Origin of the sequence: Paenibacillus sp. 102, from assembly GCF_039549175.1 — a bacterium.
Lineage (GTDB): Bacteria > Bacillota > Bacilli > Bacillales > Bacillaceae_G > Bacillus_A.
Genome location: NZ_JBCGHT010000001.1, coordinates 410,652 through 434,989, shown reverse-complemented (window position 1 = coordinate 434,989; position 24,338 = coordinate 410,652). Strand labels below are relative to the sequence as shown.

Annotated in this window: 24 protein-coding genes, 1 pseudogene and 1 other annotated feature; all 25 genes and pseudogenes read left to right on the top strand. The window is 36.8% G+C overall.

The genetic code is table 11. The features are described from left to right. Positions 1–15: 15 nt before the first annotated feature. The 25 genes and pseudogenes from mraY to uraA all read left to right on the top strand — a co-directional run bounded on the left by mraY (position 16) and on the right by uraA (position 24,205). Positions 16–990: a phospho-N-acetylmuramoyl-pentapeptide-transferase gene (gene mraY / locus AAIE21_RS02220; protein ID WP_241815805.1), complete on the top strand. Its 975-nt coding sequence runs from the start codon at positions 16–18 to the stop codon at positions 988–990. Then, positions 991–2,343: a UDP-N-acetylmuramoyl-L-alanine--D-glutamate ligase gene (murD, locus tag AAIE21_RS02215; protein ID WP_343265270.1), complete on the top strand. Its 1,353-nt coding sequence runs from the start codon at positions 991–993 to the stop codon at positions 2,341–2,343. A 90-nt stretch (positions 2,344–2,433) separates the two neighbouring features. Continuing rightward, complete coding sequence (gene spoVE / locus AAIE21_RS02210) at positions 2,434–3,525, top strand: stage V sporulation protein E (RefSeq protein ID WP_343265898.1); 1,092 nt, start codon at positions 2,434–2,436, stop codon at positions 3,523–3,525. A gap of 95 nt (positions 3,526–3,620) precedes the next feature. Beyond that, positions 3,621–4,724, top strand: a complete 1,104-nt coding sequence (murG, locus tag AAIE21_RS02205) for an undecaprenyldiphospho-muramoylpentapeptide beta-N-acetylglucosaminyltransferase (protein ID WP_343265269.1) — start codon at positions 3,621–3,623, stop codon at positions 4,722–4,724. A 50-nt stretch (positions 4,725–4,774) separates the two neighbouring features. Then, positions 4,775–5,680, top strand: coding sequence for a UDP-N-acetylmuramate dehydrogenase (gene murB, locus AAIE21_RS02200; RefSeq protein WP_343265268.1), 906 nt, complete (start codon positions 4,775–4,777; stop codon positions 5,678–5,680). Positions 5,681–5,778: 98 nt separating this feature from the next. Further along, on the top strand, positions 5,779–6,549 hold the full coding sequence (locus AAIE21_RS02195) for a cell division protein FtsQ/DivIB (RefSeq protein ID WP_343265267.1): 771 nt from the start codon (positions 5,779–5,781) through the stop codon (positions 6,547–6,549). Positions 6,550–6,673: 124 nt separating this feature from the next. Next, positions 6,674–6,790: pseudogene (locus AAIE21_RS02190) on the top strand (DUF1290 domain-containing protein); the annotation flags it as partial. Positions 6,791–6,948: 158 nt separating this feature from the next. After that, a complete protein-coding gene (ftsA, locus tag AAIE21_RS02185; protein WP_343265266.1) occupies positions 6,949–8,253 on the top strand; it encodes a cell division protein FtsA in 1,305 nt (434 codons plus the stop codon). Positions 8,254–8,292: 39 nt separating this feature from the next. Then, positions 8,293–9,450, top strand: coding sequence for a cell division protein FtsZ (gene ftsZ, locus AAIE21_RS02180; protein ID WP_343265265.1), 1,158 nt, complete (start codon positions 8,293–8,295; stop codon positions 9,448–9,450). 669 nt (positions 9,451–10,119) lie between these two features. Next, positions 10,120–11,037 carry a sigma-E processing peptidase SpoIIGA gene (spoIIGA, locus tag AAIE21_RS02175; protein ID WP_343265264.1) on the top strand — a complete coding sequence of 306 codons (918 nt, stop codon included), beginning with the start codon at positions 10,120–10,122 and terminating at the stop codon, positions 11,035–11,037. Positions 11,038–11,056: 19 nt separating this feature from the next. Further along, on the top strand, positions 11,057–11,776 hold the full coding sequence (gene sigE, locus AAIE21_RS02170; RefSeq protein WP_174099297.1) for an RNA polymerase sporulation sigma factor SigE: 720 nt from the start codon (positions 11,057–11,059) through the stop codon (positions 11,774–11,776). Between the two features lie 171 nt (positions 11,777–11,947). Next, a complete protein-coding gene (gene sigG, locus AAIE21_RS02165; protein ID WP_003199794.1) occupies positions 11,948–12,727 on the top strand; it encodes an RNA polymerase sporulation sigma factor SigG in 780 nt (259 codons plus the stop codon). 151 nt (positions 12,728–12,878) lie between these two features. Beyond that, on the top strand, positions 12,879–13,157 hold the full coding sequence (locus tag AAIE21_RS02160; protein ID WP_343265263.1) for a YlmC/YmxH family sporulation protein: 279 nt from the start codon (positions 12,879–12,881) through the stop codon (positions 13,155–13,157). A 116-nt stretch (positions 13,158–13,273) separates the two neighbouring features. Next, entirely contained in the window at positions 13,274–14,083 is an 810-nt protein-coding gene (pgeF, locus tag AAIE21_RS02155; RefSeq protein WP_343265262.1) for a peptidoglycan editing factor PgeF, read from the top strand. A gap of 6 nt (positions 14,084–14,089) precedes the next feature. Further along, positions 14,090–14,764: a YggS family pyridoxal phosphate-dependent enzyme gene (locus tag AAIE21_RS02150; RefSeq protein ID WP_343265261.1), complete on the top strand. Its 675-nt coding sequence runs from the start codon at positions 14,090–14,092 to the stop codon at positions 14,762–14,764. A 19-nt stretch (positions 14,765–14,783) separates the two neighbouring features. Continuing rightward, on the top strand, positions 14,784–15,248 hold the full coding sequence (locus tag AAIE21_RS02145) for a cell division protein SepF (RefSeq protein WP_174103542.1): 465 nt from the start codon (positions 14,784–14,786) through the stop codon (positions 15,246–15,248). A 6-nt stretch (positions 15,249–15,254) separates the two neighbouring features. Further along, positions 15,255–15,518, top strand: a complete 264-nt coding sequence (locus AAIE21_RS02140) for a YggT family protein (RefSeq protein WP_343265260.1) — start codon at positions 15,255–15,257, stop codon at positions 15,516–15,518. 15 nt (positions 15,519–15,533) lie between these two features. Further along, positions 15,534–16,307: a YlmH family RNA-binding protein gene (locus AAIE21_RS02135; RefSeq protein WP_343265259.1), complete on the top strand. Its 774-nt coding sequence runs from the start codon at positions 15,534–15,536 to the stop codon at positions 16,305–16,307. 91 nt (positions 16,308–16,398) lie between these two features. Further along, positions 16,399–16,905, top strand: coding sequence for a septum site-determining protein DivIVA (divIVA, locus tag AAIE21_RS02130; protein WP_001131610.1), 507 nt, complete (start codon positions 16,399–16,401; stop codon positions 16,903–16,905). A gap of 51 nt (positions 16,906–16,956) precedes the next feature. After that, positions 16,957–17,179 (top strand) — a binding site (T-box leader). A 74-nt stretch (positions 17,180–17,253) separates the two neighbouring features. Beyond that, on the top strand, positions 17,254–20,019 hold the full coding sequence (gene ileS2, locus AAIE21_RS02125; RefSeq protein WP_343265258.1) for an isoleucine--tRNA ligase: 2,766 nt from the start codon (positions 17,254–17,256) through the stop codon (positions 20,017–20,019). A 183-nt stretch (positions 20,020–20,202) separates the two neighbouring features. After that, positions 20,203–20,532: a TraR/DksA C4-type zinc finger protein gene (locus AAIE21_RS02120; RefSeq protein WP_343265257.1), complete on the top strand. Its 330-nt coding sequence runs from the start codon at positions 20,203–20,205 to the stop codon at positions 20,530–20,532. A gap of 123 nt (positions 20,533–20,655) precedes the next feature. Next, a complete protein-coding gene (gene lspA / locus AAIE21_RS02115; RefSeq protein ID WP_343265256.1) occupies positions 20,656–21,114 on the top strand; it encodes a lipoprotein signal peptidase LspA in 459 nt (152 codons plus the stop codon). Positions 21,115–21,118: 4 nt separating this feature from the next. After that, positions 21,119–22,027, top strand: coding sequence for an RluA family pseudouridine synthase (locus AAIE21_RS02110; RefSeq protein ID WP_343265255.1), 909 nt, complete (start codon positions 21,119–21,121; stop codon positions 22,025–22,027). 204 nt (positions 22,028–22,231) lie between these two features. Further along, positions 22,232–22,774, top strand: coding sequence for a bifunctional pyrimidine operon transcriptional regulator/uracil phosphoribosyltransferase (pyrR, locus tag AAIE21_RS02105; protein WP_343265254.1), 543 nt, complete (start codon positions 22,232–22,234; stop codon positions 22,772–22,774). Positions 22,775–22,921: 147 nt separating this feature from the next. Further along, on the top strand, positions 22,922–24,205 hold the full coding sequence (gene uraA, locus AAIE21_RS02100; RefSeq protein WP_343265253.1) for a uracil permease: 1,284 nt from the start codon (positions 22,922–22,924) through the stop codon (positions 24,203–24,205). The last annotated feature ends 133 nt before the right edge of the window (positions 24,206–24,338 follow it).

Here is a 24,338-nt window from a genome sequence, read left to right as displayed (position 1 = left end):
AGAGGGGGACTACATGTGCTTGAACAAGGTTTATTAGTAACGGCTGGGGTAGCTTTCTTGATTTCAGTTGCCCTTTCGCCATTGTTTATTCCATTTTTACGTAAGTTAAAGTTTGGGCAGAGTATTCGTGATGAAGGACCGAAATCACATCAGAAGAAATCAGGAACACCAACAATGGGTGGTATTGTCATTTATGTATCTATGATGGTGACAACACTTATTATGGCAATTAAATTTAAACATTTAGGTGCGGAAGTATCATTATTGTTATTAGTTACATTTGGTTATGGATTGATTGGCTTTTTAGATGACTATATAAAAGTTGTTAAAAAAAGAAATCTTGGCTTAACATCAAAACAAAAATTAATCGGTCAGCTAGTTATTGCAATTGCATTCTTTGTAATCGCAAAAGGCCAGGGATTTGATACAAATTTAATGATTCCAGGAACTGATATTAAATTTGATTTACACTGGGCATATTTTATTCTTGTACTATTTATGCTTATTGGTGGATCGAATGCAGTGAATTTAACAGATGGTCTGGACGGATTATTATCAGGAACAGCTGCAATCGCATTTGGAGCATTTGGCATTATTGCAGTTGCGCAAAATCAATATGCAGTAGCGATTTTCTGTATGGCAGTTGTCGGAGCGGTACTTGGATTTTTAGTATTTAATGCAAATCCAGCTAAGGTGTTCATGGGAGATACAGGCTCCCTTGCTTTAGGTGGTGCAATAGCCGCTGTAGCTATTTTATTAAAACAAGAACTATTACTTGTTGTAATTGGCGGCGTATTTGTAATGGAAACATTATCTGTTATTATTCAAGTTATTTCATTTAAAACGACAGGGAAACGTGTCTTTAAAATGAGTCCGTTGCATCATCATTATGAATTATGCGGCTGGTCAGAGTGGCGTGTTGTTGTAACATTCTGGTCTGTAGGATTTTTATTGGCAGTATTAGGAATTTATATCGGGGTGTGGATGTAATTGAAAACTGTAACTGACTATCAAAATAAAAATATTCTTGTATTAGGGATTGCAAAAAGTGGGTATGCAGCAGCAACTTTATTAAAGAGCTTAGGTGCAAATGTGATTGTAAATGACGGAAAACCTTTAGCTGATAATGTATTGGCTGCAGAATTGCAAGCGAAAGGAATGGACGTTGTATGCGGCGGTCATCCCCTAGAATTGTTAGAAAGAAATATTTCACTTGTTGTAAAAAATCCAGGGATTCCATATTCTAATCCATTACTTGTTGCAGCAAAAGAAAAACAAATTCCGATTGTAACGGAAGTGGAACTCGCGTATCGTATTTCAGAGGCCCAGTTTGTTGGAATTACAGGATCTAACGGTAAAACAACAACAACAATGTTAACATTTGAAATGTTAAAAGAAGGGCAGAAGCATCCTGTTATTGCTGGAAACATAGGTACGGTAGCATGTGAAGTAGTGCAGGAAGCGAAAGAAAATGAAGTAGTTGTTACAGAACTTTCATCATTCCAGTTAATGGGGGTGGACACATTCCAACCCAAAATTGCAGCATTTTTAAATTTATTTGAAGCACATTTAGATTATCATGGCACAAAGAAAGAGTATGGTTTAGCGAAAGCAAATATTTTTAAAAACCAAACTGAAGCAGATTACAGTGTAATGAATGCTGATGATGCAGATGTAATGGCCTTATCAGCAAATAGTAAAGGGCAAAAAATATTATTTTCAGCTACGAAAGTAATTGAAGATGGTGCATGTATAAAAGATAGTGCTCTTTATTTTAAGGGTGAGAAAGTTGTTGAAATCAAGGATATCGTTTTACCAGGTAAACATAACTTAGAAAACATTTTAGCAGCAATGAGCATTGCAAAATTACTAGGTGTAGCAAATGAGGCTATTGTTGCAGTGTTAAAACGCTTTACAGGTGTAAAACATCGTCTAGAATATGTAACAACAATTAACAATCGTAAGTTTTATAATGATTCAAAGGCAACGAACATGTTAGCAACAGAAAAAGCTTTATCAGCATTTACGCAGCCTGTTATTTTACTAGCAGGTGGGCTTGATCGAGGAAATGAATTTGATGATTTAATTCCATATTTTGAACATGTAAAAGCGATTGTGACATATGGACAAACTGCACCAAAATTAGTAAAGGCAGCGAAAAAAGCAGGATTAGATAGTATTGAAACTGTCGATAATTTAGAAGAGGCAGTAGAAAGAGCCTATGCTCATTCTGCAGATGGAGATGTTATTCTTCTTTCGCCAGCATGTGCAAGCTGGGATCAATTTAAAACATTTGAAGAAAGAGGAGACATTTTTATACAAGCTGTGCATAAACTTATATAAAGTAAACAAAACATCAGTAGGCTAACACCTACTGATGTTTTGTTACATAGAACCAAAAAGCTTCTTCAAAAGAGGTGGTGCTCATTGCCAATGAAGAAAACACCTGATTTTATTTTAATTATCGTTACACTTTCGTTGTTGACAATTGGAATGATAATGGTCTACAGTGCGAGTGCTGTAGGTGCTTCCTATAAGATGGGTGATTCATTCTTTTTTGCAAAACGACAGCTGTTATTTGCGGGACTTGGTGTAGCCGCCATGTTTTTTATTATGAAAATTGACTATTGGGTATGGCGTACTTATTCGAAAGTGATTTTGCTCATTTGTTTTATCCTTCTCATTCTTGTCTTAATTCCTGGAGTTGGACTTGTTCGGGGAGGAGCACGAAGCTGGATTGGAATTGGGGCATTTTCAATTCAACCGTCAGAATTTATGAAATTTGCGATGATTATCTTTTTGGCAAAATTTTTAGTAGAGAGGCAGAAGTTTATTACATCTTTTAAGAATGGTCTACTTCCCGCACTTGGCTTTGTGTTTGTTGCATTTGGCATGATTATGTTACAACCAGATCTTGGAACAGGAACAGTAATGGTTGGGACATGTATCATAATGATTTTTATTTCAGGAGCACGCGTTTTTCACTTTTCGATGTTAGGGTTAATAGGAGTGGCAGGATTTGTTGGATTAATTGTATCGGCACCATATCGAATGAAGCGAATTACTTCTTACTTGGATCCATGGTCAGACCCACTCGGGAGTGGATTCCAGATTATTCAATCGTTACTTGCAATCGGTCCCGGTGGTTTATTTGGTATGGGACTTGGACAAAGTAGACAAAAATTTCTTTATCTACCGGAGCCACAAACTGACTTTATTTTTGCGATTTTATCCGAAGAATTAGGTTTTATTGGTGGGTCGTTTGTGTTATTATTATTTAGTCTGTTATTATGGCGTGGGATTCGTATAGCATTAGGAGCGCCAGATTTATATGGTACGTTTTTGGCAGTAGGTATTGTGGCGATGATTGCGATTCAAGTGATGATTAATGTTGGTGTTGTAACAGGATTAATGCCTGTTACAGGAATTACTTTGCCATTTTTAAGTTATGGTGGGTCGAGTTTGACCTTAATGCTAATGGCAGTTGGCGTATTATTGAATATAAGTCGTCATTCTCGCTACTAACCCTGTTTATAAGACAGGGTTTTTCGTGTGTAGAAAACGGAAAATATATGAATATATAAAATTGAATTTAGAACAGAGAAGCGGAGGAATTTGTAGTGCGAGTATTAGTTAGTGGTGGTGGCACAGGAGGTCATATATATCCAGCTCTTGCTTTAATTAGAGAAATAAAAAAACTACATCCTGAAGCAAGGTTTTTATACATTGGTACGGAAAATGGATTAGAAAGTACAATCGTCCCAAAAGCAGGAATACCATTTCAATCGATTGTCATTAGTGGATTTAAACGAAAAATATCTCTTGATAACGTAAAAACAGTGATGCGTTTTCTAAAAGGAGTGCAAGATAGTAAAAGATATATCCGCCGTTTCAATCCCGATGTTGTAATTGGTACAGGAGGCTATGTATGTGGTCCAGTCGTTTATGCGGCAGCAAAATTAGGAATTCCAACAATTGTACACGAACAGAATAGTGTCCCTGGTGTAACGAATAAATTTTTAAGTCGCTATGTGGATAAGGTAGCTGTTTGTTTTGAAGCGGCAGCTGAGCATTTTCCAAAGTCGAAAGTTGTTATGACAGGAAATCCGCGTGCATCGGAAGTAATGAATCAGAATGGCATGAAAGGGAAGCGCTCCGTTGGATTATCTCTACCTAAAAAATCTGTACTTATTTTTGGTGGAAGTCGCGGAGCAAGACCGATTAATGATGCATTTGTGGCAGCAATTGAACAATTTGGTAACAAAGATTATGAAGTATTGTATATCACAGGCGAAGTGCATTATGATAAAGTCATGGAGGCTGTGAAACAAAAAGGAAATCCAAATAATGTAATCATTAAACCATTTATTCATAATATGCCAGAGGTACTTACGGGTGTGGATCTTGTCGTTTCACGTGCCGGTGCTACAACGTTAGCAGAGTTAACAGCGTTAGGAAAACCAAGTGTTTTAATCCCAAGTCCTTATGTGACAAATAATCATCAAGAGAAAAATGCGAGATCAGTTGTCGATAAGGGGGCAGCAAAAATGCTTCTTGAAAAAGATTTAACTGCTGAAACACTTCTTCATGATATTGATGAAATTCTATTAAATACACAAACATTACAAAATATGAAAGTAGCTGCTACGCAGTTAGGAATTCCGGATGCAGCAAATAAATTATTTGAAGTGATGAAAAAACTCGCACAAAATAACGTTAGGTGAATGCCCTGCATACTACTGTAATACGAAGATTTCATATGGGGGAGATCATCATGAAACAATTAGCAAAGGAACTTATCGAAGCAGAAGTTGGTAAAGTGTTAGAAAATGAAGCGTTAGCTCGTTATACAACTATGAAAATAGGTGGGCCAGCTGATATTCTAATCGTGCCAAGTAGTGTGATTGGTGTGGAAAAGACTTTAGATTTAGTAAAGAAATATCACACAAAGTGGACAGTAATTGGACGTGGGTCTAATCTTCTAGTATCTGATAAAGGTATTGAAGGTGTTGTAATTCGTTTAGGAGAAGGATTAGATCATCTAGAAGTAGAAGGAACTACTGTACGAGTAGGAGGAGGATATCCTCTTATTAAGTTGTCAACATTACTTAGTCGCCAAGGTCTAGCTGGATTAGAATTTGCTAGTGGTATCCCAGGAAGTGTGGGTGGGGCAGTATATATGAATGCCGGTGCACATAAATCAGATATGTCAGAAATCTTAACGAGAGCGCGCATTATGTTTGAAGACGGTACAATGAAGTGGTTAACAAAAGAAGAGATGGAATTTTCTTATCGTACTTCTGTTCTACAAACAAAGCGTCCTGGTATTGTAGTAGAAGCGGAATTGCAGTTAAAAGCAGGAAGCCGTGAAGAAATAGTAGGTATAGTGCAAAAGAATAAAGACTATCGCCGTGACACTCAGCCATGGAACCATCCTTGTGCTGGCAGTATATTTAGAAATCCACTACCAAATTTCGCTGGAGATCTAGTTGAAAAGGCAGGCCTACGTGGGTATCAAATCGGTGGTGCGAAAATTTCTGAAATGCATGGAAATTTTATTGTCAATGCAGGATCTGCATCAGCACAAGATGTACTGGATTTAATTGCATTTGTCAAAAAAACAATTAAAGAAAAATTTGGTGTAGATATGCATACAGAAGTAGAAATCATTGGAAGATAGTTGTTATTTGTTCCGCTCATTATCATTTATGGTATAATAAGAAGATAAGAACGGCATGCGTAACATGCCGTTTTTTATGTTACATAGGGGGATCGTACATGAAAAATAGTAAAGTGATTAAACTACAAGATCGTGTACCAAAACTAAAGAATCAAAAGAAAAGGAATAAAAAACCTGTCAATCAGAGATTAATTTTATATGTATCGATTTTATTTTTATTAGTACTTTTTTTAATTTATTTTCGATCTCCACTTAGTAATATAAAAAAGATAAGTGTTCTAGGAAATCATTATATGACAGATGCACAAGTTATGAAGGAATCTGGAGTTACATATAAAACGAGTTATTTTAGAGTGACAGCACATAAGGCGGAAAAGAATTTAACAAAACGAAATGAAATTAAAAAAGTGAATGTCAAAAAGCGTTTTCCGAATAAAATTGACATTCACATTGAAGAGTATGTAACGATAGGGTATATAAACAAAGGTGGGAAATTACAACCGCTTTTAGAGAATGGTAAAACGCTTGACGTATTACCGAACGGGAAGTTACCTGTCGCAGCTCCAATTTTCGAACCGTTTAAAGAAGAGAAAATGAAAGAGTTAATTGAAGAATTAGAAAAATTAACGCCGATTATTCTCAGATCGATTTCTGAAATTCATTATGCTCCAACGAATTCAAATGAAGATCACCTTACTTTATATATGAATGAAGGGTATGAAGTGAGTACAACGATACAAGATTTTGCCAAGCGTATGGAAGCATATCCACTTATTATAAAGAATATAGAGTCAGGTAGAAAAGCACTAATTGATTTAGAAGTAGGTGCGTACTTCAAATATTTGGATAATGAAGAGGGAAAGCAGTAGAGTAGTAGTTTTATTTCTTTTTAAATACAATAATGACAAGTGTATTCTTCTATGTGTAAATTCCATTACAATTAGAATCAATTTGGTGAAAATAGCTAGATTTTCTTCGATTCATATTAGGATTGGTACAAGTTTAGCTTTTCTACGAGTACATCTTAGTGTAGACTTATATTTGGCGGTAATCTTTGCATTTGAAATAGAGTTATTTCAAAATAAAGCAGTCATTCACAGATTACTGTAATATCACTAAGTGAATGTTAAATAAAAATAAGAAAAATGCAGGGTTAAAAAAGGGAAACGCATAAAGACGTTGAATATTTTTCTTATAAATAGTAAAGCTGCGATTGTTGTTCCATATATTGACTTGTATGGTATAAATAAAGAAGGAGGTGCCAAAGAATGAACAGCAATGAAATATATGTTAGTCTTGACATCGGTACATCCAATGTTAAAGTCATCATTGGTGAAATGGTAAATGAAGGCTTAAACATTATTGGTGTTGGAAACGTAAAATCAAATGGTTTGAAAAAGGGCTCCATAGTTGACATAGACGAAACTGTTCGATCAATTAAAAAAGCAATTGAACAAGCTGAGCGTATGGTAGGAATTCACATTGAACAAGTTGTTGTAGGTGTGAATGCAAACCAGGTGCAGCTTCTTCCTTGTCACGGAGTTGTCGCTGTTTCAAATGAAGATCGTGAAATTGGAAATGAAGATGTCTTACGCGTTCTGGATGCAGCACAAGTTGTATCAATTGCTCCTGAACGTGAATTTATTGATGTGGTGCCTCGACAGTTCATTGTAGACGGTCTTGATGAGATTAACGATCCACGCGGGATGATCGGTGTAAGATTAGAAATGGAAGGCACATTAATTACAGGCTCAAGAACGTTACTACATAATTTACTACGTTGTGTAGAAAAAGCGGGCCTTGAAATTGTTGATATTTGTCTGCAACCTTTAGCAGCTGCGACGGTTGCTTTATCTTCTGATGAGAAAAATAGAGGTGTAGCTCTTGTTGATATTGGCGGGGGATCTACAACGTTATCAATTTTTCAAGATGGAGAGTTACAAGCAACAAGTGTATTGCCTTTAGGTGGAGATCATATAACGAAGGATATTGCTATAGGACTTAAAACTTCAACTGAAAATGCGGATCAAATTAAGCTGAAATATGGACATGCTTTTTATGATACAGCATCTGAAGAAGAGGTGTTTACGGTTCCTATTATGGGAAGCGATCAAACAGAGCAATATTCACAACTAGAGTTATCTGATATTATTGAGGCACGCGTAGAAGAAATTTTGATGTTTGTTCAAGAAGAGGTCCGGAAGCTAGGAGTGAAACAAGTAGCATCTGGTTATGTATTAACTGGTGGAATTGCTTCTATGCCCGGTGTTCTTGATCTTGCATATGATATTTTACATGAAAATGTTCGTATAGCAACTCCAGATTATATCGGTGTTCGTGAACCCCAGTATACAATGGGAGTCGGATTAATTAAACATTCTTATCAAAAAGCAAAATTGCGCGGGAAAAATGTTCAAGAGAAAGAAGAGCATTTTGAACCAGTTGTCCCAGCACCAATGCCAGTACAACAGCAACCTGCAAAACAACCAACTCGTAAACAAAACAAAAATAATGAAGACAATGAGCGTATGATGTCAAAAGTAAAACGTGTATTCCGTTATTTATGGGATTAAAATTGCACACGAAAAATGAGGTTCTAGGGGGATTTCGACATGTTAGAGTTTGATACTACTCAAGATCAATTAGCGAGCATAAAAGTTATCGGTGTCGGCGGCGGCGGAAATAACGCTGTAAACCGTATGATTGAGCACGGTGTACAAGGTGTGGATTTCATTGCTGTGAACACTGATGCACAAGCATTAAATTTATCAAAAGCTGAAACGAAAATGCAAATCGGCGGAAAATTAACGCGCGGACTTGGTGCCGGTGCGAACCCTGAAGTAGGGAAAAAAGCCGCTGAAGAAAGTAAAGAACAAATCCAAGAAGCACTTCGCGGTGCAGATATGGTCTTTGTAACAGCTGGTATGGGCGGCGGAACTGGTACAGGTGCAGCTCCAGTTATTGCGCAAATCGCAAAAGAACTAGGCGCATTAACAGTTGGTGTTGTAACGCGTCCATTTACATTTGAAGGTCGCAAACGTGCAACGCAAGCTATATCTGGGATTACAGCATTTAAAGATAATGTAGATACAATCATTGTTATACCGAATGATCGTATTTTAGAAATTGTGGATAAAAATACACCAATGCTTGAAGCGTTCCGCGAAGCTGATAACGTATTGCGACAAGGTGTACAAGGTATTTCAGATTTAATTGCTACACCTGGTCTCATTAACTTAGACTTTGCAGACGTAAAAACAATTATGTCTAACAAAGGTTCTGCGTTAATGGGTATTGGTGTTGGAACTGGTGAAAATCGTGCAGCAGAAGCAGCGAAACGCGCGATTTCTAGTCCTTTATTAGAAACATCTATCGATGGTGCGCAAGGTGTTCTTATGAATATTACTGGGGGCACAAACTTAAGCTTATATGAAGTGCAAGAAGCGGCAGATATCGTTGCTTCAGCCTCAGACCCAGAAGTAAATATGATTTTTGGTTCTGTAATTAATGAGAGTTTAAAAGATGAAATTGTTGTTACTGTAATTGCAACTGGTTTTGATGATAGTGTTGCAGTTCAGCCACCAAAACCATTTGTACGTTCTACAGCAACTACAAATCACGCGCAACAGCAACAACCAACAGCTCAACCACCAAAACAACGTGAAGTAAAACGTGAAGTGAAACGTGAAGAGCCTGTTATGCATGAACGTAATACAGATTCAGATGATATCGATATTCCAGCATTTTTACGTAACCGTCGTAGACGATAAAAAAGAAGGGAGCTTATGGCTCCTTTCTTTTTTATTACATAAACTTAAATGTTTTCACATGAAAAAACTTATCGCGTTATTTGTAAATATATAAATTCATTTTGATTTTTCCAACACATAAGTCGCGTCCATGGAAACAAAAGGAGATCTCCACTCATTTTCTCTTTCTGTTTTCGCATGGCATGGGGTTAAAAAGGCCCTGACCGCTCCTATCCATGGCTGGATGCTCTCTCCCTCCTAAAAAGACAGGTTTTATATCGACTTTCAATTGATAAATTCATCTTGATTTTCCACAGATAAGTCGCGTCCATGGAAACAAAAGGAGATCTCCACTCATTTTCTCTTTCTGTTTTCGCATGGCATGGGGTTAAAAAAGGCCCTGACCGCTCCTATCCATGGCTGGATGCTCTCTCCCATCTAAAAAGACAGGTTTTATATGGTTTTTCAATTTGCATTTATATAGTAAGACTATCTTCTAATTTATAGAAAGCAAGAAAGCTAGATGAAGGTTACCGAAAAAGTTTATTATTTGCAGGCTTGCAACATATACCTCGCGACAGATTATGTCTAGAAACCACAAAATAACAAAAAAACCCCTCCGTAAATTGACACACTTTCCCATTGGATATGCTTTATACTAGTCTCAACTTAAAAAAAGAGGTGAATTGTTTGGTTGTTTACGCCGATGTTGTTTGGTTGTTAAACGCCTGCATTGATTTTCTTTTACTTTTATTAACAGCAACTGTGTTGAAAAAGAAGATCAAAAGATGGAGGCTTGTGCTAGGAGCATTTATTGGTTCTACAATTGTTATTTTTGCCTTTACTCCTTTTGCTTCTATGATGACACACCCAATTATGAAACTATTATACTCGTTACTTATTGTGTATACAGCATTTGGATTTTCTACTTTTAGAGATTATACACAGACTGTTTTCACCTTTTATTTTGTAACATTTATGGTAGGGGGAGGATTAATTGGAACTCATTTTTTCCTACAAACGAATGAAATGGTAGATGGATTAGTTCAGGCGAAAGCAATTTCTTATGGTGATCCAGTAAGCTGGATGTTTGTGATTTTAGGATTTCCGATTATTTATTACTTTTCCAAAAAACGTATTGAAAATGTGGAAGTGACGAAGATTCATTATGACCAAATTGTGCAAGTGAATATTAAACTTGCCGAAAATGAAATGAAACTAGATGGCTTGATTGATAGTGGAAACCAGCTTTACGACCCTTTAACGAAAACACCAGTTATGATTATGCATATTTCATCACTAGAGCATTGTTTACCAACATGGTTAACAGAACAGATTTATTCCAAAACAGAGATTCCGCAAATACCAGAAAATGATTCAGGTTGGGCAACGAGGCTACGTTTAATTCCTTTTCGAGCGGTAGGAGTTGAGCATCAGTTTTTGTGGGCAATTAAGCCAGATGTTGTTCAAATTCATCATGAAGGAAGCGATATGATTGTAAATAAAGTATTAATCGGTTTAAATACACAGCCATTGTCTACAAATGGAGAGTATCAATGTATTATACATCCGAAAATGCTGATATCACCAAAAGTGATAATCGCTTAATTATGAGAGGTGGGAGAATATGGCGAAAATAAAATTTTATTTCATATATCTTTGGTATAAAGTATTGTTGAAACTTGGAATTAAGACCGATGAAATTTACTATATCGGTGGAAGTGAGGCGTTGCCACCGCCTTTGACAAAAGAGGAAGAAGAAGTACTCCTCAATAAATTGCCCAAAGGTGACCAAGCCGCACGGTCATTGCTCATTGAGCGTAACTTACGGCTTGTTGTGTATATAGCCCGTAAGTTTGAAAATACCGGAATTAATATTGAGGATTTAATTAGTATTGGAACAATTGGTCTTATTAAGGCTGTGAATACATTTAATCCTGAAAAGAAAATAAAACTAGCAACTTACGCATCACGTTGTATAGAAAATGAAATTTTAATGCATTTACGTAGAAATAATAAAAATCGTTCAGAAGTTTCATTTGATGAACCATTAAACATTGATTGGGATGGGAATGAATTGTTACTATCAGATGTGCTTGGTACGGATGATGATATTATTACAAAAGACTTAGAAGCTACTGTAGATAGACATCTTCTTATGAAAGCACTACACCAATTAAATGATCGTGAAAAACAAATTATGGAACTCCGCTTTGGACTTGCGGGCGGAGAAGAAAAAACACAAAAAGATGTGGCAGATATGCTGGGGATTTCACAGTCTTATATTTCTCGTCTTGAAAAAAGAATCATAAAAAGGCTGCGGAAAGAATTTAATAAAATGGTATAAAATGGCGCTTGTAAAGCTTGTGTTATCAAGGAGAGTACATAAAACCAATCGGTATTCCGATTGGTTTTATTGTATTTTTTATTTGAAAGTACTAGAAAAACGGTATGCATAAAATTCCCTCCAAAGGAGATACTTTACACTGTACAGCAACTCCCGATAGGAGGGAACACTTTGACGAGAAACAAAGTAGAAATTTGCGGTGTTGATACAGCTAAACTTCCAGTACTAAAAAATGAAGAGATGCGTAAATTATTCCGAGAAATGCAAAGTGGAGAGATAAGCGCAAGAGAGAAATTAGTAAATGGAAACTTACGTCTTGTACTGAGCGTCATTCAGCGATTTAACAACAGAGGAGAATTTGTTGATGATTTATTTCAAGTCGGCTGCATTGGACTTATGAAATCCATTGATAACTTTGACTTAAGCCAAAATGTTAAATTTTCAACATATGCTGTGCCGATGATTATTGGAGAAATCCGTAGATATTTGCGTGATAACAATCCAATACGCGTCTCTCGCTCATTGCGAGATATCGCGTATAAAGCATTACAGGTAAGAGAAAAGCTAATTGCTGAAAATTCAAAAGAGCCAACAGCGATGGATATTGCAAAAGTACTTGAAGTGACACATGAAGAAATCGTTTTTGCACTTGATGCCATTCAAGATCCAGTATCACTATTTGAACCAATATATAATGATGGGGGCGATCCTATTTTTGTAATGGATCAACTAAGTGATGATAAACAAAGGGACGAGCAATGGGTGGAAGAATTGGCGTTGAAAGAGGGAATGAAACGATTAAATGATCGCGAAAAAATGATTATTCGAAAACGTTTTTTTCAAGGGAAAACACAAATGGAAGTTGCCGAAGAAATTGGAATTTCTCAAGCACAAGTATCGCGCCTTGAGAAATCAGCAATTAAACAAATGAATAAAACGATTCAAGGATAAGATCTCATCATTTAAGATGAGATCTTTTTATGTTCCGCGCCCCGAGATTCTGTTCATAGGAAAGATTGCGTGTTCATATAATGAAAATAAAGTAAAACTGCAGGTGGAAACTTATCAATTACAAATAGCGACATAAAAGGAGAGAATGATAATGATGCGGATTTCAGAGTTTCAAATTAAGGATGTTGTAAATGTCTCTGATGGAAAAAAGCTTGGAAACATTAGTGATATAGATATTGATATGAACACTGGGAAGATTCAAGCAGTCATTATTTCAAAGCAAACAAGAATGCTAGGTATATTTGGGAAAGAGGCAGAGTTTGTCATTCCATGGAAGCAAATTGTAAAAATTGGAGAGGATGTAATATTAGTAAGGGCGGATCATGTCAATTCTGTAACAGAATCAATACAAACCCCGACAATTTCTTAAAGAATATTACAAATTCCTCTTTTTTTTATGTTGTCATTATGGAAAAATAAAAGTATGGTAAAATAGACAGGAAGTACCATGCTTTTTTATGTTATTTTATTAAAAGGAGCCGCTTTATGAGAGAACCATTTATATATGAGGACGGTATATTGTATTTACAAGCGTGGAAAGAACTTGGAAACATTACTGCAGGATTTACGACAAAAGATGGTGGAGTCAGTACAGGCTCCTTCCAGGCGATGAATTTAGGATTACATGTGAATGATATGATGGAGAATGTTCATGAAAATAGACGTATTTTAGCGAACAAGTTACAAAAACCATTAGAAAATTGGATTTGTTCAGAGCAAGTTCATGATCATCACGTTGAAAAAGTAGGCCAAGGGGAAAAAGGACGAGGAATCTACTTATATGAAGATGGTATTCCAAATACAGATGGTATTTATACGACTGATAGAGATGTGTGTTTAACATCTTGCTATGCCGATTGTGTTCCACTCTATTTCTATGCGCCATCACATGGTATGATAGGACTTGCACATGCCGGATGGAAAGGAACTGTAAAGGAAATTGCAAAAGAAATGATTCAAAAGTGGAGTGCAGAAGGGGTACCAGCTCATGAGATTTATGTTGCAATTGGACCAGCCATTGGGTCCTGCTGTTATGTAGTTGATGATCGTGTATTATCAGCAGCAAAACAAGCGGTAAACGGACCTGTTCCATATAAAGTGATTTCAGACGGACAATATGCAATTGATTTAAAAGAAATCAATCGTATACTATGCTTACAAGCTGGCATAAAAGATGAGCATATTGTGATGTCGTCTCTTTGTACAAGCTGTGAAGAACAATTGTTTTTCTCACATCGCCGTGATCGAGGGAAAACAGGAAGAATGTTGAGTTTCATAGGCTTTAAGGAGGATTGAAAATAAGTGGTAGTGCAAGAGAATTTAGCATTTGTAAATGAGGAAATCAAAAAAGCGTGTGAACGAGCAGAGCGTTTGGCAGAAGAGATTAAGCTCGTTGCAGTAACAAAAACAGTAGGAATTGAAAAAACAAATGAAGTAATAGAAGCTGGACTTACTGATTTAGGTGAGAATCGTAATGAAGGTTTTTTACAGAAGTATGAGCATTTTGGTGCAAAAGTAAATTGGCATTTTATTGGTTCAATTCAAACAAGAAAAGTAAAAGAAATTATTAATGAGATTGATTATTTGCATTCATTAGATCGCATTTCACTTGCAAAAGAAATTCAAAAACGTGCTACAAAGCAGGTTAGATGTTTTGTACAAGTAAAAACATCATCTGAAGAATCGAAGCAAGGGATAGCAGCAGAGGAAACAGTTGCGTTTATTCGTGCGCTGCAAGAGTTTGATAAAATTGAAGTTGTTGGATTGATGACAATGGCACCGTTCACTGAAGAAGAAGCAGAAATTCGTCATTGTTTTAAGACATTGCGTGGTTTGCAAAAACAAGTGCAAGAATTAGGGTTATCATACGCTCCGTGTAAAGAACTATCGATGGGAATGTCAAATGATTATACGATCGCAATTGAAGAAGGTGCTACATATATTCGTTTGGGAACGATTTTAGTAGGAAAAGCGTAAAAGGAAGGAGAATGTTATTATGAGTTGGTCAAAAGTAAAATACTTCTTTTTTGACACACCAGAAGAGCGGGAAGCTTATGAAAAGGAAAAGGAGCAAGTTGAAATGAAAAAACAACAAGATCCACCAGAACAGCAGGATATTCCACTTACGAAAGCACAGCCGAAACAAAATATTGTAAGCATTGAAACAGCAAAGCAGTCTTCTAAAGTTGTTTTGTTAGAACCGCGTACATATTCGGAAGCACAAGGTATTGCGGATCATTTAAAGGGCAGAAGAGCAGTTGTCATTAATTTGCAAAGGATGTCAACAGATCAAGCTGTGCGTATCGTTGACTTTTTAAGTGGTACTGTATACGCTATAGGCGGGGATATTCAAAAATTAGGACCGAAAACATTTATTTGTACACCTGAGACTGTGGATATTGTTGGGGCCATTTCTGAGTTGTTCGGTGAAGAAGAAGAGACAAATATAAAGAGGTGGTAATACGCCATGACGATTATTTTACAAGCATTGCTTTGGATCATCCAGATTTATTCCTGGGCACTTATTATTTATATTCTTCTATCATGGTTTCCAGGAGCTAGAGAATCCACATTTGGTGATTTCCTTGCACGTATTTGCGAACCATATTTAGAACCGTTTCGAAGATTTATCCCGCCTTTAGGGATGATTGATATTTCTCCAATTGTTGCGATTATTGCATTAAAATTGGCTAATAGTGGTTTAATTAGTCTATTTCAATATTTTCTGTAACAAGAGGTTGAATGAATGAGCATCTATGAGCATTTTAGACCAGAAGAAGCGGTCTTTGTGGATAAAGCGTTAGAATGGAAACAGATGGCTGAAGAATATCATCAAGTGAAATTAACGGATTTTCTTGATCCGCGTCAGCAACAAATTGTTGCTACGATAATTGGGAATCAAGGAGATGCGACTTTGCGATTTTATGGTGCTACGCCAAAAGCGGAAAGGAAAAGAGCTCTTATTTATCCGAGTTATCTTGAATTGAATGAAGAAGATTTTCAAGTTGAAGTATTAGAAATTGACTATCCTTCCAAGTTTTATACGCTTGAACATAGGCAAATATTAGGTGCATTTATGTCTCTTGGATTAACAAGAGAAAAATGCGGTGATATTTCGCTTCAAGAAAATCGTGCCCAAATTATAGTTGCAAAAGAAATTGTGTCGTACATTGAAATGAATTTACAATCGATAGGAAAAATGAAGGTCTCACTCTCCTCTGTACAAGCAGATAAAGTATTACGATCACAAGAAGAATGGAGAGAACAGTCTGGAACCATTTCATCACTTCGATTAGATGTCCTACTAAGTGAAATGCTCCATCTATCACGGCAAAAGGTACAACCGCTTATCAAAAACGGTCTTGTAAAGGTGAACTGGAAAGTCGTAGAGCAAACTTCCTACGAGTGTTTTCCAGGTGATGTGTTTTCAGTTAGAGGATATGGACGAAGTAAATTATTTTCTGTAGAAGGAAAAACGAAACGCGACAAATGGAGAGTTTTGTATGGTATACTAAAATGATTGGTTTTTTAGAAGGGAAATCTCTTATTTTGTCGAAGAAAAGATATAATTAAAAGAGGAAAATTCAGATAACTACTTGGAGGTGGCGTTTGTGCCGTTAACACCATTAGATATTCATAACAAAGAATTTGGTCGCGGATTCCGTGGCTATGATGAGGATCAAGTAAACGAGTTTCTTGATCAGATCATCAAAGATTATGAATTGGTCATTCGTGAGAAAAAAGCATTAGAAGAAAAAGTGGCCCAACTAGAAGGGAAATTAGATCATTTCTCTAACATTGAAGACACGCTAAATAAATCTATCGTTGTTGCACAAGAAGCGGCGGAAGAAGTAAAGCGTAATGCACAAAAAGAAGCAAAATTAATTGTACGTGAAGCAGAAAAGAATGCAGATCGTATCATTAATGAAGCTTTAGTAAAGTCAAGAAAAGTTGCATTTGACATTGAAGAGTTAAAGAAACAAGCGAAAGTATTCCGCACGCGTTTCCGTATGCTATTAGAAGCGCAGCTTGAAATGCTAAACAATGATGATTGGGACAAATTAATTGAGCTAGAAGATGAAGTGGACGAGCTGTTAAAGAAAGAAGAAACAGTGTAAGCTTGACGTTTTTCTCATTATTACATATAATTTTAAACAACATATTTATTAAGAAAAACGAAGATAGGGATAAGTACCTTTTTCATACCTTATATAGCGAACTGAGGACGGTGTAAGCTCAGGATAAGGAGATAAATGGAAGATCACCCTGGAGTTCCGCGCTGAACAAAAAAGTAAGCGTAGGCGTGTATTCGCGTTAAGAATATAAAGAGGACTCATGCATACATGCATGGTCTACTAGGGTGGTACCGCGGGAGACTTTCTCGTCCCTTTTGGGGATGAGAAGGTCTCTTTTTTATTCCATTTTTTTTAAGGTCTTTCTTTTATACATTCGAGGAGGAAATAAGCATGGAGTACAAAAATACATTACTAATGCCGAAAACAGAATTCCCAATGCGTGGGAATTTACCAAAACGTGAGCCTGCAATGCAAGAACAGTGGGCTGAAATGAATATTTATGAAAAAGTACAAGAACATACAAAAGGTCGTCCTTTATTTGTACTGCATGATGGTCCTCCATATGCGAATGGTGACATTCATATGGGACATGCGTTAAATAAAGTCTTAAAAGATTTTATTGTTCGTTACAAATCGATGACTGGATATTGTGCACCATATGTTCCAGGATGGGATACACACGGTTTACCAATTGAACAAGCTTTAACAAATAAAGGTGTAAAGCGTAAAGAAATGACGGTTGCGGAATTCCGTAAATTATGTGCGGAGTATGCATATGAACAAGTTAATCGTCAACGTGAGCAGTTTAAACGTTTAGGTGTACGTGCAGATTGGGATCGTCCGTATATTACGTTAGAGCCAGCATATGAAGCGCAGCAAATTAAAGTATTTGGCGAAATGGCGAAAAAAGGTTATATCTATAAAGGGCAAAAACCAGTTTATTGGTCTCCAACAAGTGAGTCTGCTTTAGCTGAAGCTGAAATTGAATACCAAGATAAAAAATCAGCATCTATCTACGTAGCATTCCCTGTAAAAGACGGAAAAGACGTATTAGAAGGCGATGAGAAATTTATCATTTGGACAACAACACCTTGGACACTGCCAGCAAACCTAGGTATTTCTGTTCACCCAGAACTTGAATATAGCATTGTAAAAGTAAATGATGAGAAATATATCATCGCTTCTGAACTATTTGATACAGTTGCGAAAACGTTAGAGTGGGAAAATACTGAAATTGTGAAAACAGTTAAAGGTAGCGAGCTTGAATATACAGTTGCGAAGCATCCATTCTATGACCGTGATTCTTTAGTTATGCTTGGAGAGCATGTTACAACAGATGCTGGTACAGGTTGTGTACATACAGCACCTGGACACGGAGAAGACGATTTTCTTGTTGGTAAACAATATGGATTAGAAGTTCTTTGCCCAGTTGATGACAAAGGTGTATTAACAAATGAAGCACCTGGATTTGAAGGGTTATTCTATGATAAAGCGAATAAACCGATTACGGAAAAATTAGAAGAAGTTGGCGCGTTATTAAAATTAACATTTATCACGCATTCTTATCCACATGACTGGAGAACGAAAAAACCAATTATTTTCCGTGCAACAGCCCAATGGTTTGCATCTATTGAAGCGTTCCGTAAGGAGTTATTGCAAGCTGTTGAAGAAACGAAATGGGTACCAGCATGGGGTGAAACACGTCTTCATAATATGGTTCGTGACCGTGGTGACTGGTGTATTTCTCGTCAACGTGCGTGGGGTGTTCCGATTCCTGTCTTCTATGCAGAGAATGGTGATCCAATTATTACAGATGAAACAATTAGTCACGTAGCAGATCTATTCCGTGAGAACGGTTCTAACGTATGGTTCGAACGTGAAGCGAAAGATTTATTACCACAAGGATTTACACATCCATCTAGTCCAAATGGCGAATTCCGTAAAGAAACAGACATTATGGACGTATGGTTTGATTCAGGTTCTTCTCACCAAGCTGTATTAGAAGAGCGTGAGGACTTGCAGCGTCCAGCTGATTTGTACTTAGAAGGATCTGACCAATATCGTGGTTGGTTTAACTCTTCTTTATCAACAGCGGTTGCAGTAACTGGTAAAGCGCCGTATAAAGGTGTTCTAAGTCACGGGTTCGTACTAGACGGTGAAGGCCGCAAAATGAGTAAATCTATCGGGAATATCGTTGTACCGAAGAAAATTATGGATCAATTAGGCGGAGACATTTTACGCTTATGGGTATCCTCTGTTGACTATCAATCTGATGTACGTATTTCAGATGATATTTTAAAACAAGTAGCAGAAGTATATCGTAAAATCCGTAACACATTCCGTTTCTTATTAGGAAACTTAGCTGACTTTAATGCAAGTCAAGATGCAGTAGCGGCAAGTGAACTACGTGAAGTAGATCGCTATATGCTAGTGAAATTAAATGACTTAATTACAAAAGTAAAAGAAGCATATGAAACGTATGATTTTGCGGCAGTATATCATGCAATTCATAACTTCTGTACAATTGATTTAAGTTCATTCTATTTAGACTTTGCGAAAGACATTTTATACATCGAAGCTGCAAATCATCACGATCGTCGTGCGATTCAAACAGTATTATACGATGTTCTTGTTGCATTAACGAAACTGGTAACACCTATCTTACCTCATACAGCAGATGAAGTATGGCCGTATATTCCTGGCGTTACTGAAGAAAGCGTTCAGCTAACTAATATGCCAGAAGCAGTAGAAGTAGAAGGTGCTGAAGTATTAAAAACAAAATGGGATGCATTTATGACACTTCGCGATGACGTATTAAAAGCTTTAGAAGTTGCTCGTAATGAGAAAGTAATTGGTAAGTCATTAAATGCAAGTATTACTCTATATCCGACTGTAGAAATGAAACAAATGTTAGAGTCTATTCGTGAAGATTTAAAACAATTGTTTATTGTTTCTGAGTACAAACTTGGTGGAACAATTGAAGAAGCTCCAGCAGCTGCTCCAAAATATGAGCATACGGCTGTTGTTGTAGCGCAGGCAACTGGTGAAACATGTGAACGTTGCTGGGTTGTTTCTGAAACAATTGGTCAAGATGCTGAACATGAAACATTATGTGAACGTTGTGCGACAGTTGTAAAAGAAAATTACGTAAAATAATTGATTGAAAATAAAAACTGATTGCTAATGATAGCAATCAGTTTTTATTTGTATGACATGATTTACGGATCGTAATGTCTAATTGATAGTTCACCTCTTTCCTAGGAAGGAAAAATGTGTGAGCGGTAAGTAAGAAAATTTCGGACACACTAACGGTACATTGCAGCCGGGAGGAATGAACACGTGAATGAAATCTACATGGAAATCAAAGAAGAATTACAATTGATGAAAAAAGAATTACAGGAGCGACTGGCAAAAGAAGCGATGCACACGTACTATATGGAATTTGGACAAGAGCTAGGGTATGAAATGAAGGAAAATGTAAAAAAGAAGTTATTTTTACATGATATAAGAGAAGATTTAAAAGATGTGGAACGAGCATTATTTAAAATGGAAATTGATATGTATGGACTTTGTGAAGAAACTGGAAAATATATTCCTGTAAAGCAAATGCAAATGATGCCAACAGCACGTACAATTCATGAATTTTTATATGAAAAAGTAAATATTTGATAGGCACAACGATATTATATTACCTTTTTTCGTTTTATTTTATTCTTCCGTAAAGGTTCATTGTGAAAAGACCGTAGCTATGCTAAAATTTTGAGGTACACTGTCTTTATGGGGGAAATGAAAATGATATATTATTTAATAGCGTTATTTGTCATTGCCATCGATCAAGTATCGAAATGGTTAATTGTAAAGAACATGGAATTAGGTACAAGTATCCCGATTATCGATAATGTATTATACATAACATCACATCGGAATAGAGGCGCTGCCTGGGGCATTTTAGAAAATCAAATGTGGTTCTTCTATATTATTACAGTTGTTTTTGTAGGATTTATCGTATTTTATATGAAAAAGTATGCAAAAACAGATAAACTCCTGGGGATTTCATTAGGTCTTATTTTAGGCGGGGCAATTGGCAATTTTATTGATCGTGTATTTAGACAAGAAGTGGTGGATTTCATTCACGTGTATATTTTTTCATACAACTACCCGGTATTTAACATAGCTGACTCAGCTTTATGTATTGGGGTTGTATTGATTATTATTCAAACATTATTAGAAGGAAAGAAAATGAAGGAGTAATTGAATGAGCGAAGTAGTACAAGTAACAGTTACAGAAGAACAAAAGAGCGAACGGATTGATAAGTTTCTTGCGGGAGTAAACAATGAATGGTCACGTTCACAAGTACAACAGTGGATTAAAGATGGCGTTGTAACCGTAAATGGAAACGACATTAAAGGAAATTATAAAGTAAAAGTAAGTGATGAAATTGCGGTAGCAATTCCAGAACCAGAAGAGCTTGATATTTTGCCAGAAGATATGAATTTAGAAATTTATTATGAAGATGCAGATGTGCTTGTTGTAAATAAGCCACGTGGTATGGTCGTACATCCAGCTCCTGGGCATACAAGTGGTACACTTGTAAATGGGTTAATGCATCATTGTACAGATCTATCTGGTATTAACGGTGTAATGCGCCCTGGTATTGTGCACCGTATTGATAAAGATACATCTGGCTTATTGATGGTTGCTAAAAATGATATGGCACATGAATCTCTTGTAAATCAGCTTGTGGCAAAAACAGTAACAAGACGATATAAAGCAATCGTTCACGGCGTAATTCCACATGATAAAGGGACAATCGATGCGCCAATTGGTCGTGATAAGAAGGAACGTCAGAGTATGGCCGTTGATGAAAATGGTAAGAATGCTGTTACGCATTTTCAGGTATTAGAACGATTTAAGGATTTCACATTTGTTGAGTGTCGTTTAGAAACGGGACGTACGCACCAAATTCGTGTTCATATGAAATATATTGGATACCCGCTTGCCGGAGATCCGAAATATGGGCCGAAAAAAACATTAGATATAAATGGGCAAGCGCTTCATGCTGGAATTTTAGGATTTGATCACCCGCGTACAGGCGAATATATCGAATTTGAAGCACCAGTACCAGCAGTGTTTGAAGAAGTTTTAAATATTTTACGGAAATAGTATTGACAAAACGAGTAAAACTTGCGATACTAACAACAGTTAAATAATGATCCTTTAACACAGCCCCGTGAGGTTGAGAAGGTAACGGTTTGAAATACTTAGGGTATGCTTGTACCCTTTTTTCAAAAGTCCTCTCGCACACGTTGAGAGGACTTTTTTTATACCATTCCTCTCACGCAAGAAAAAAGCTTGGAGGTGTAGAGCATGGAAGAGAAAGCTGTCGTTTTAGATGACCAAATGATTCGCCGCGCTTTAACACGTATCAGTCATGAAATCGTGGAACGTAATAAAGGTGTCGATGATTGTGTTCTTGTCGGAATTAAAACACGTGGTATTTTTATTGCACAGCGTTTAGCAGAACGCATTGGTCAAATTGAAGGAAAAGAAATAGAAGTAGGTGAGTTAGACATTACATTGTATCGTGATGATTTAACGCTACAATCTAAAGATAAAGAGCCACTCGTAAAAGGTTCAGATATTCCTGTGGACATTACGAAGAAAAAAGTTATTCTTGTGGATGATGTACTCTATACAGGAAGAACGGTTCGAGCAGCAATGGATGCTCTTATGGATATTGGTAGACCATCACAAATCCAACTGGCGGTTCTTGTTGACAGAGGTCATCGCGAATTACCAATTCGTGCTGATTATGTAGGAAAGAACATTCCAACATCAAGTGAAGAACGTATTGAAGTTGATTTGCAAGAGACAGATCAGCAAGATCGAGTAAGTATATACGATAAGTAAAGCCCTTTTAAATGTAGTCCTGTGAGGCTGCCAAAGGGTCTTGGCTTTCATATGTCAAATTTGGCATACGAAAGTATAGGACTCTTTGTGCACAGTCACAAAGAGTTTTTTTTATTGCAAAGTTTTAAACTGAAGGAGGATATAGCAATGGAGCAAAAGCCAGTGTTAGACATTCATGAAGTACCGAAACCGGGAAAATGGTTATTTTTAAGTATACAACATTTGTTTGCGATGTTCGGATCAACAGTGCTTGTTCCATTTTTAACAGGACTGAATCCATCAGTAGCTTTAATCTCAAGTGGATTAGGAACGCTAGCGTTTCTTCTTATAACGAAAGGTCAAGTACCAGCATATTTAGGATCATCATTCGCATTTATTGCACCAATTATTACAGCAAAAACAGCAGGTGGACCTGGAGCAGCAATGCTGGGTGGTTTACTAGCGGGACTTGTGTACATCTTAATCTCACTCGGAATTAAGAAATCTGGGTCAGAGTGGATTATGAAATTACTTCCGCCAATCGTAGTTGGACCAGTCGTAATGGTAATCGGTTTAGCTTTAGCACATACAGCAGTTAACATGGCGATGAATGGTGCGGATGGTAAGTATAGCATTACACACTTTTCAGTAGCATTGGTAACATTAGCAATTACAATCATTTGCTCCATATTCGGAAGAGGATTTTTCAGCATCATACCAGTTTTGCTTGGAATCATCGGCGGGTATATCTTCGCTTACTTCCAAGGGCTAGTAGATTTAAAGCCGGTGGCTGAGGCAAAATGGTTTGACGTACCAGACTTCACAGTACCGTTTGTAACATACACTCCGGAGTTTTCATGGAAGATTGTACTCTTAATGGTACCAGTTGCACTTGTAACAATCTCAGAACATATCGGACATCAAATTGTACTTGGAAATGTTATTAAAAGAGATTTAATTGAAAAACCAGGTTTACATCGTTCAATCTTCGGTGATGGGGTAGCAACATTGATCGCATCATTAATAGGTGGACCACCGAATACAACGTACGGTGAAAACATCGGTGTGCTAGCAATTACGAGAGCATACAGTGTATACTTATTCATCGGTTCAGCAGTGTTGGCAATCATGTTTGGATTTATCGGGAAGATTTCAGCACTGATTCACTCGATTCCAACACCGGTTATGGGTGGTGTATCAATCTTGCTCTTTGGAGTAATTGCATCAAGTGGTTTACGTATGATGGTAGATGATAAAACAGACTTAGGTGACAAACGAAACCTAATGATTGCATCAGTCATACTAGTAATTGGTATTGGCGGAGCGGTACTTCATGTAGGTGAATCGTTTCAAGTAGAAGGTATGGCGCTTGCAGCAATCGTAGGTGTACTATTAAATCTACTATTACCAGAAATGAAACAAACAAAACAATCTAAGCAGATTGCTTCATAAAAACAACCTTTTAATTCAGTCCTGTGAGACAGAAAAGGGTGGCTTCTTCCTTGCACCCTAGTCTCACATGACTAGGGTATTTTTATGCAGTTGTTGTTATATAAATACGAAAGTGTTATCATAAAAATCAGAA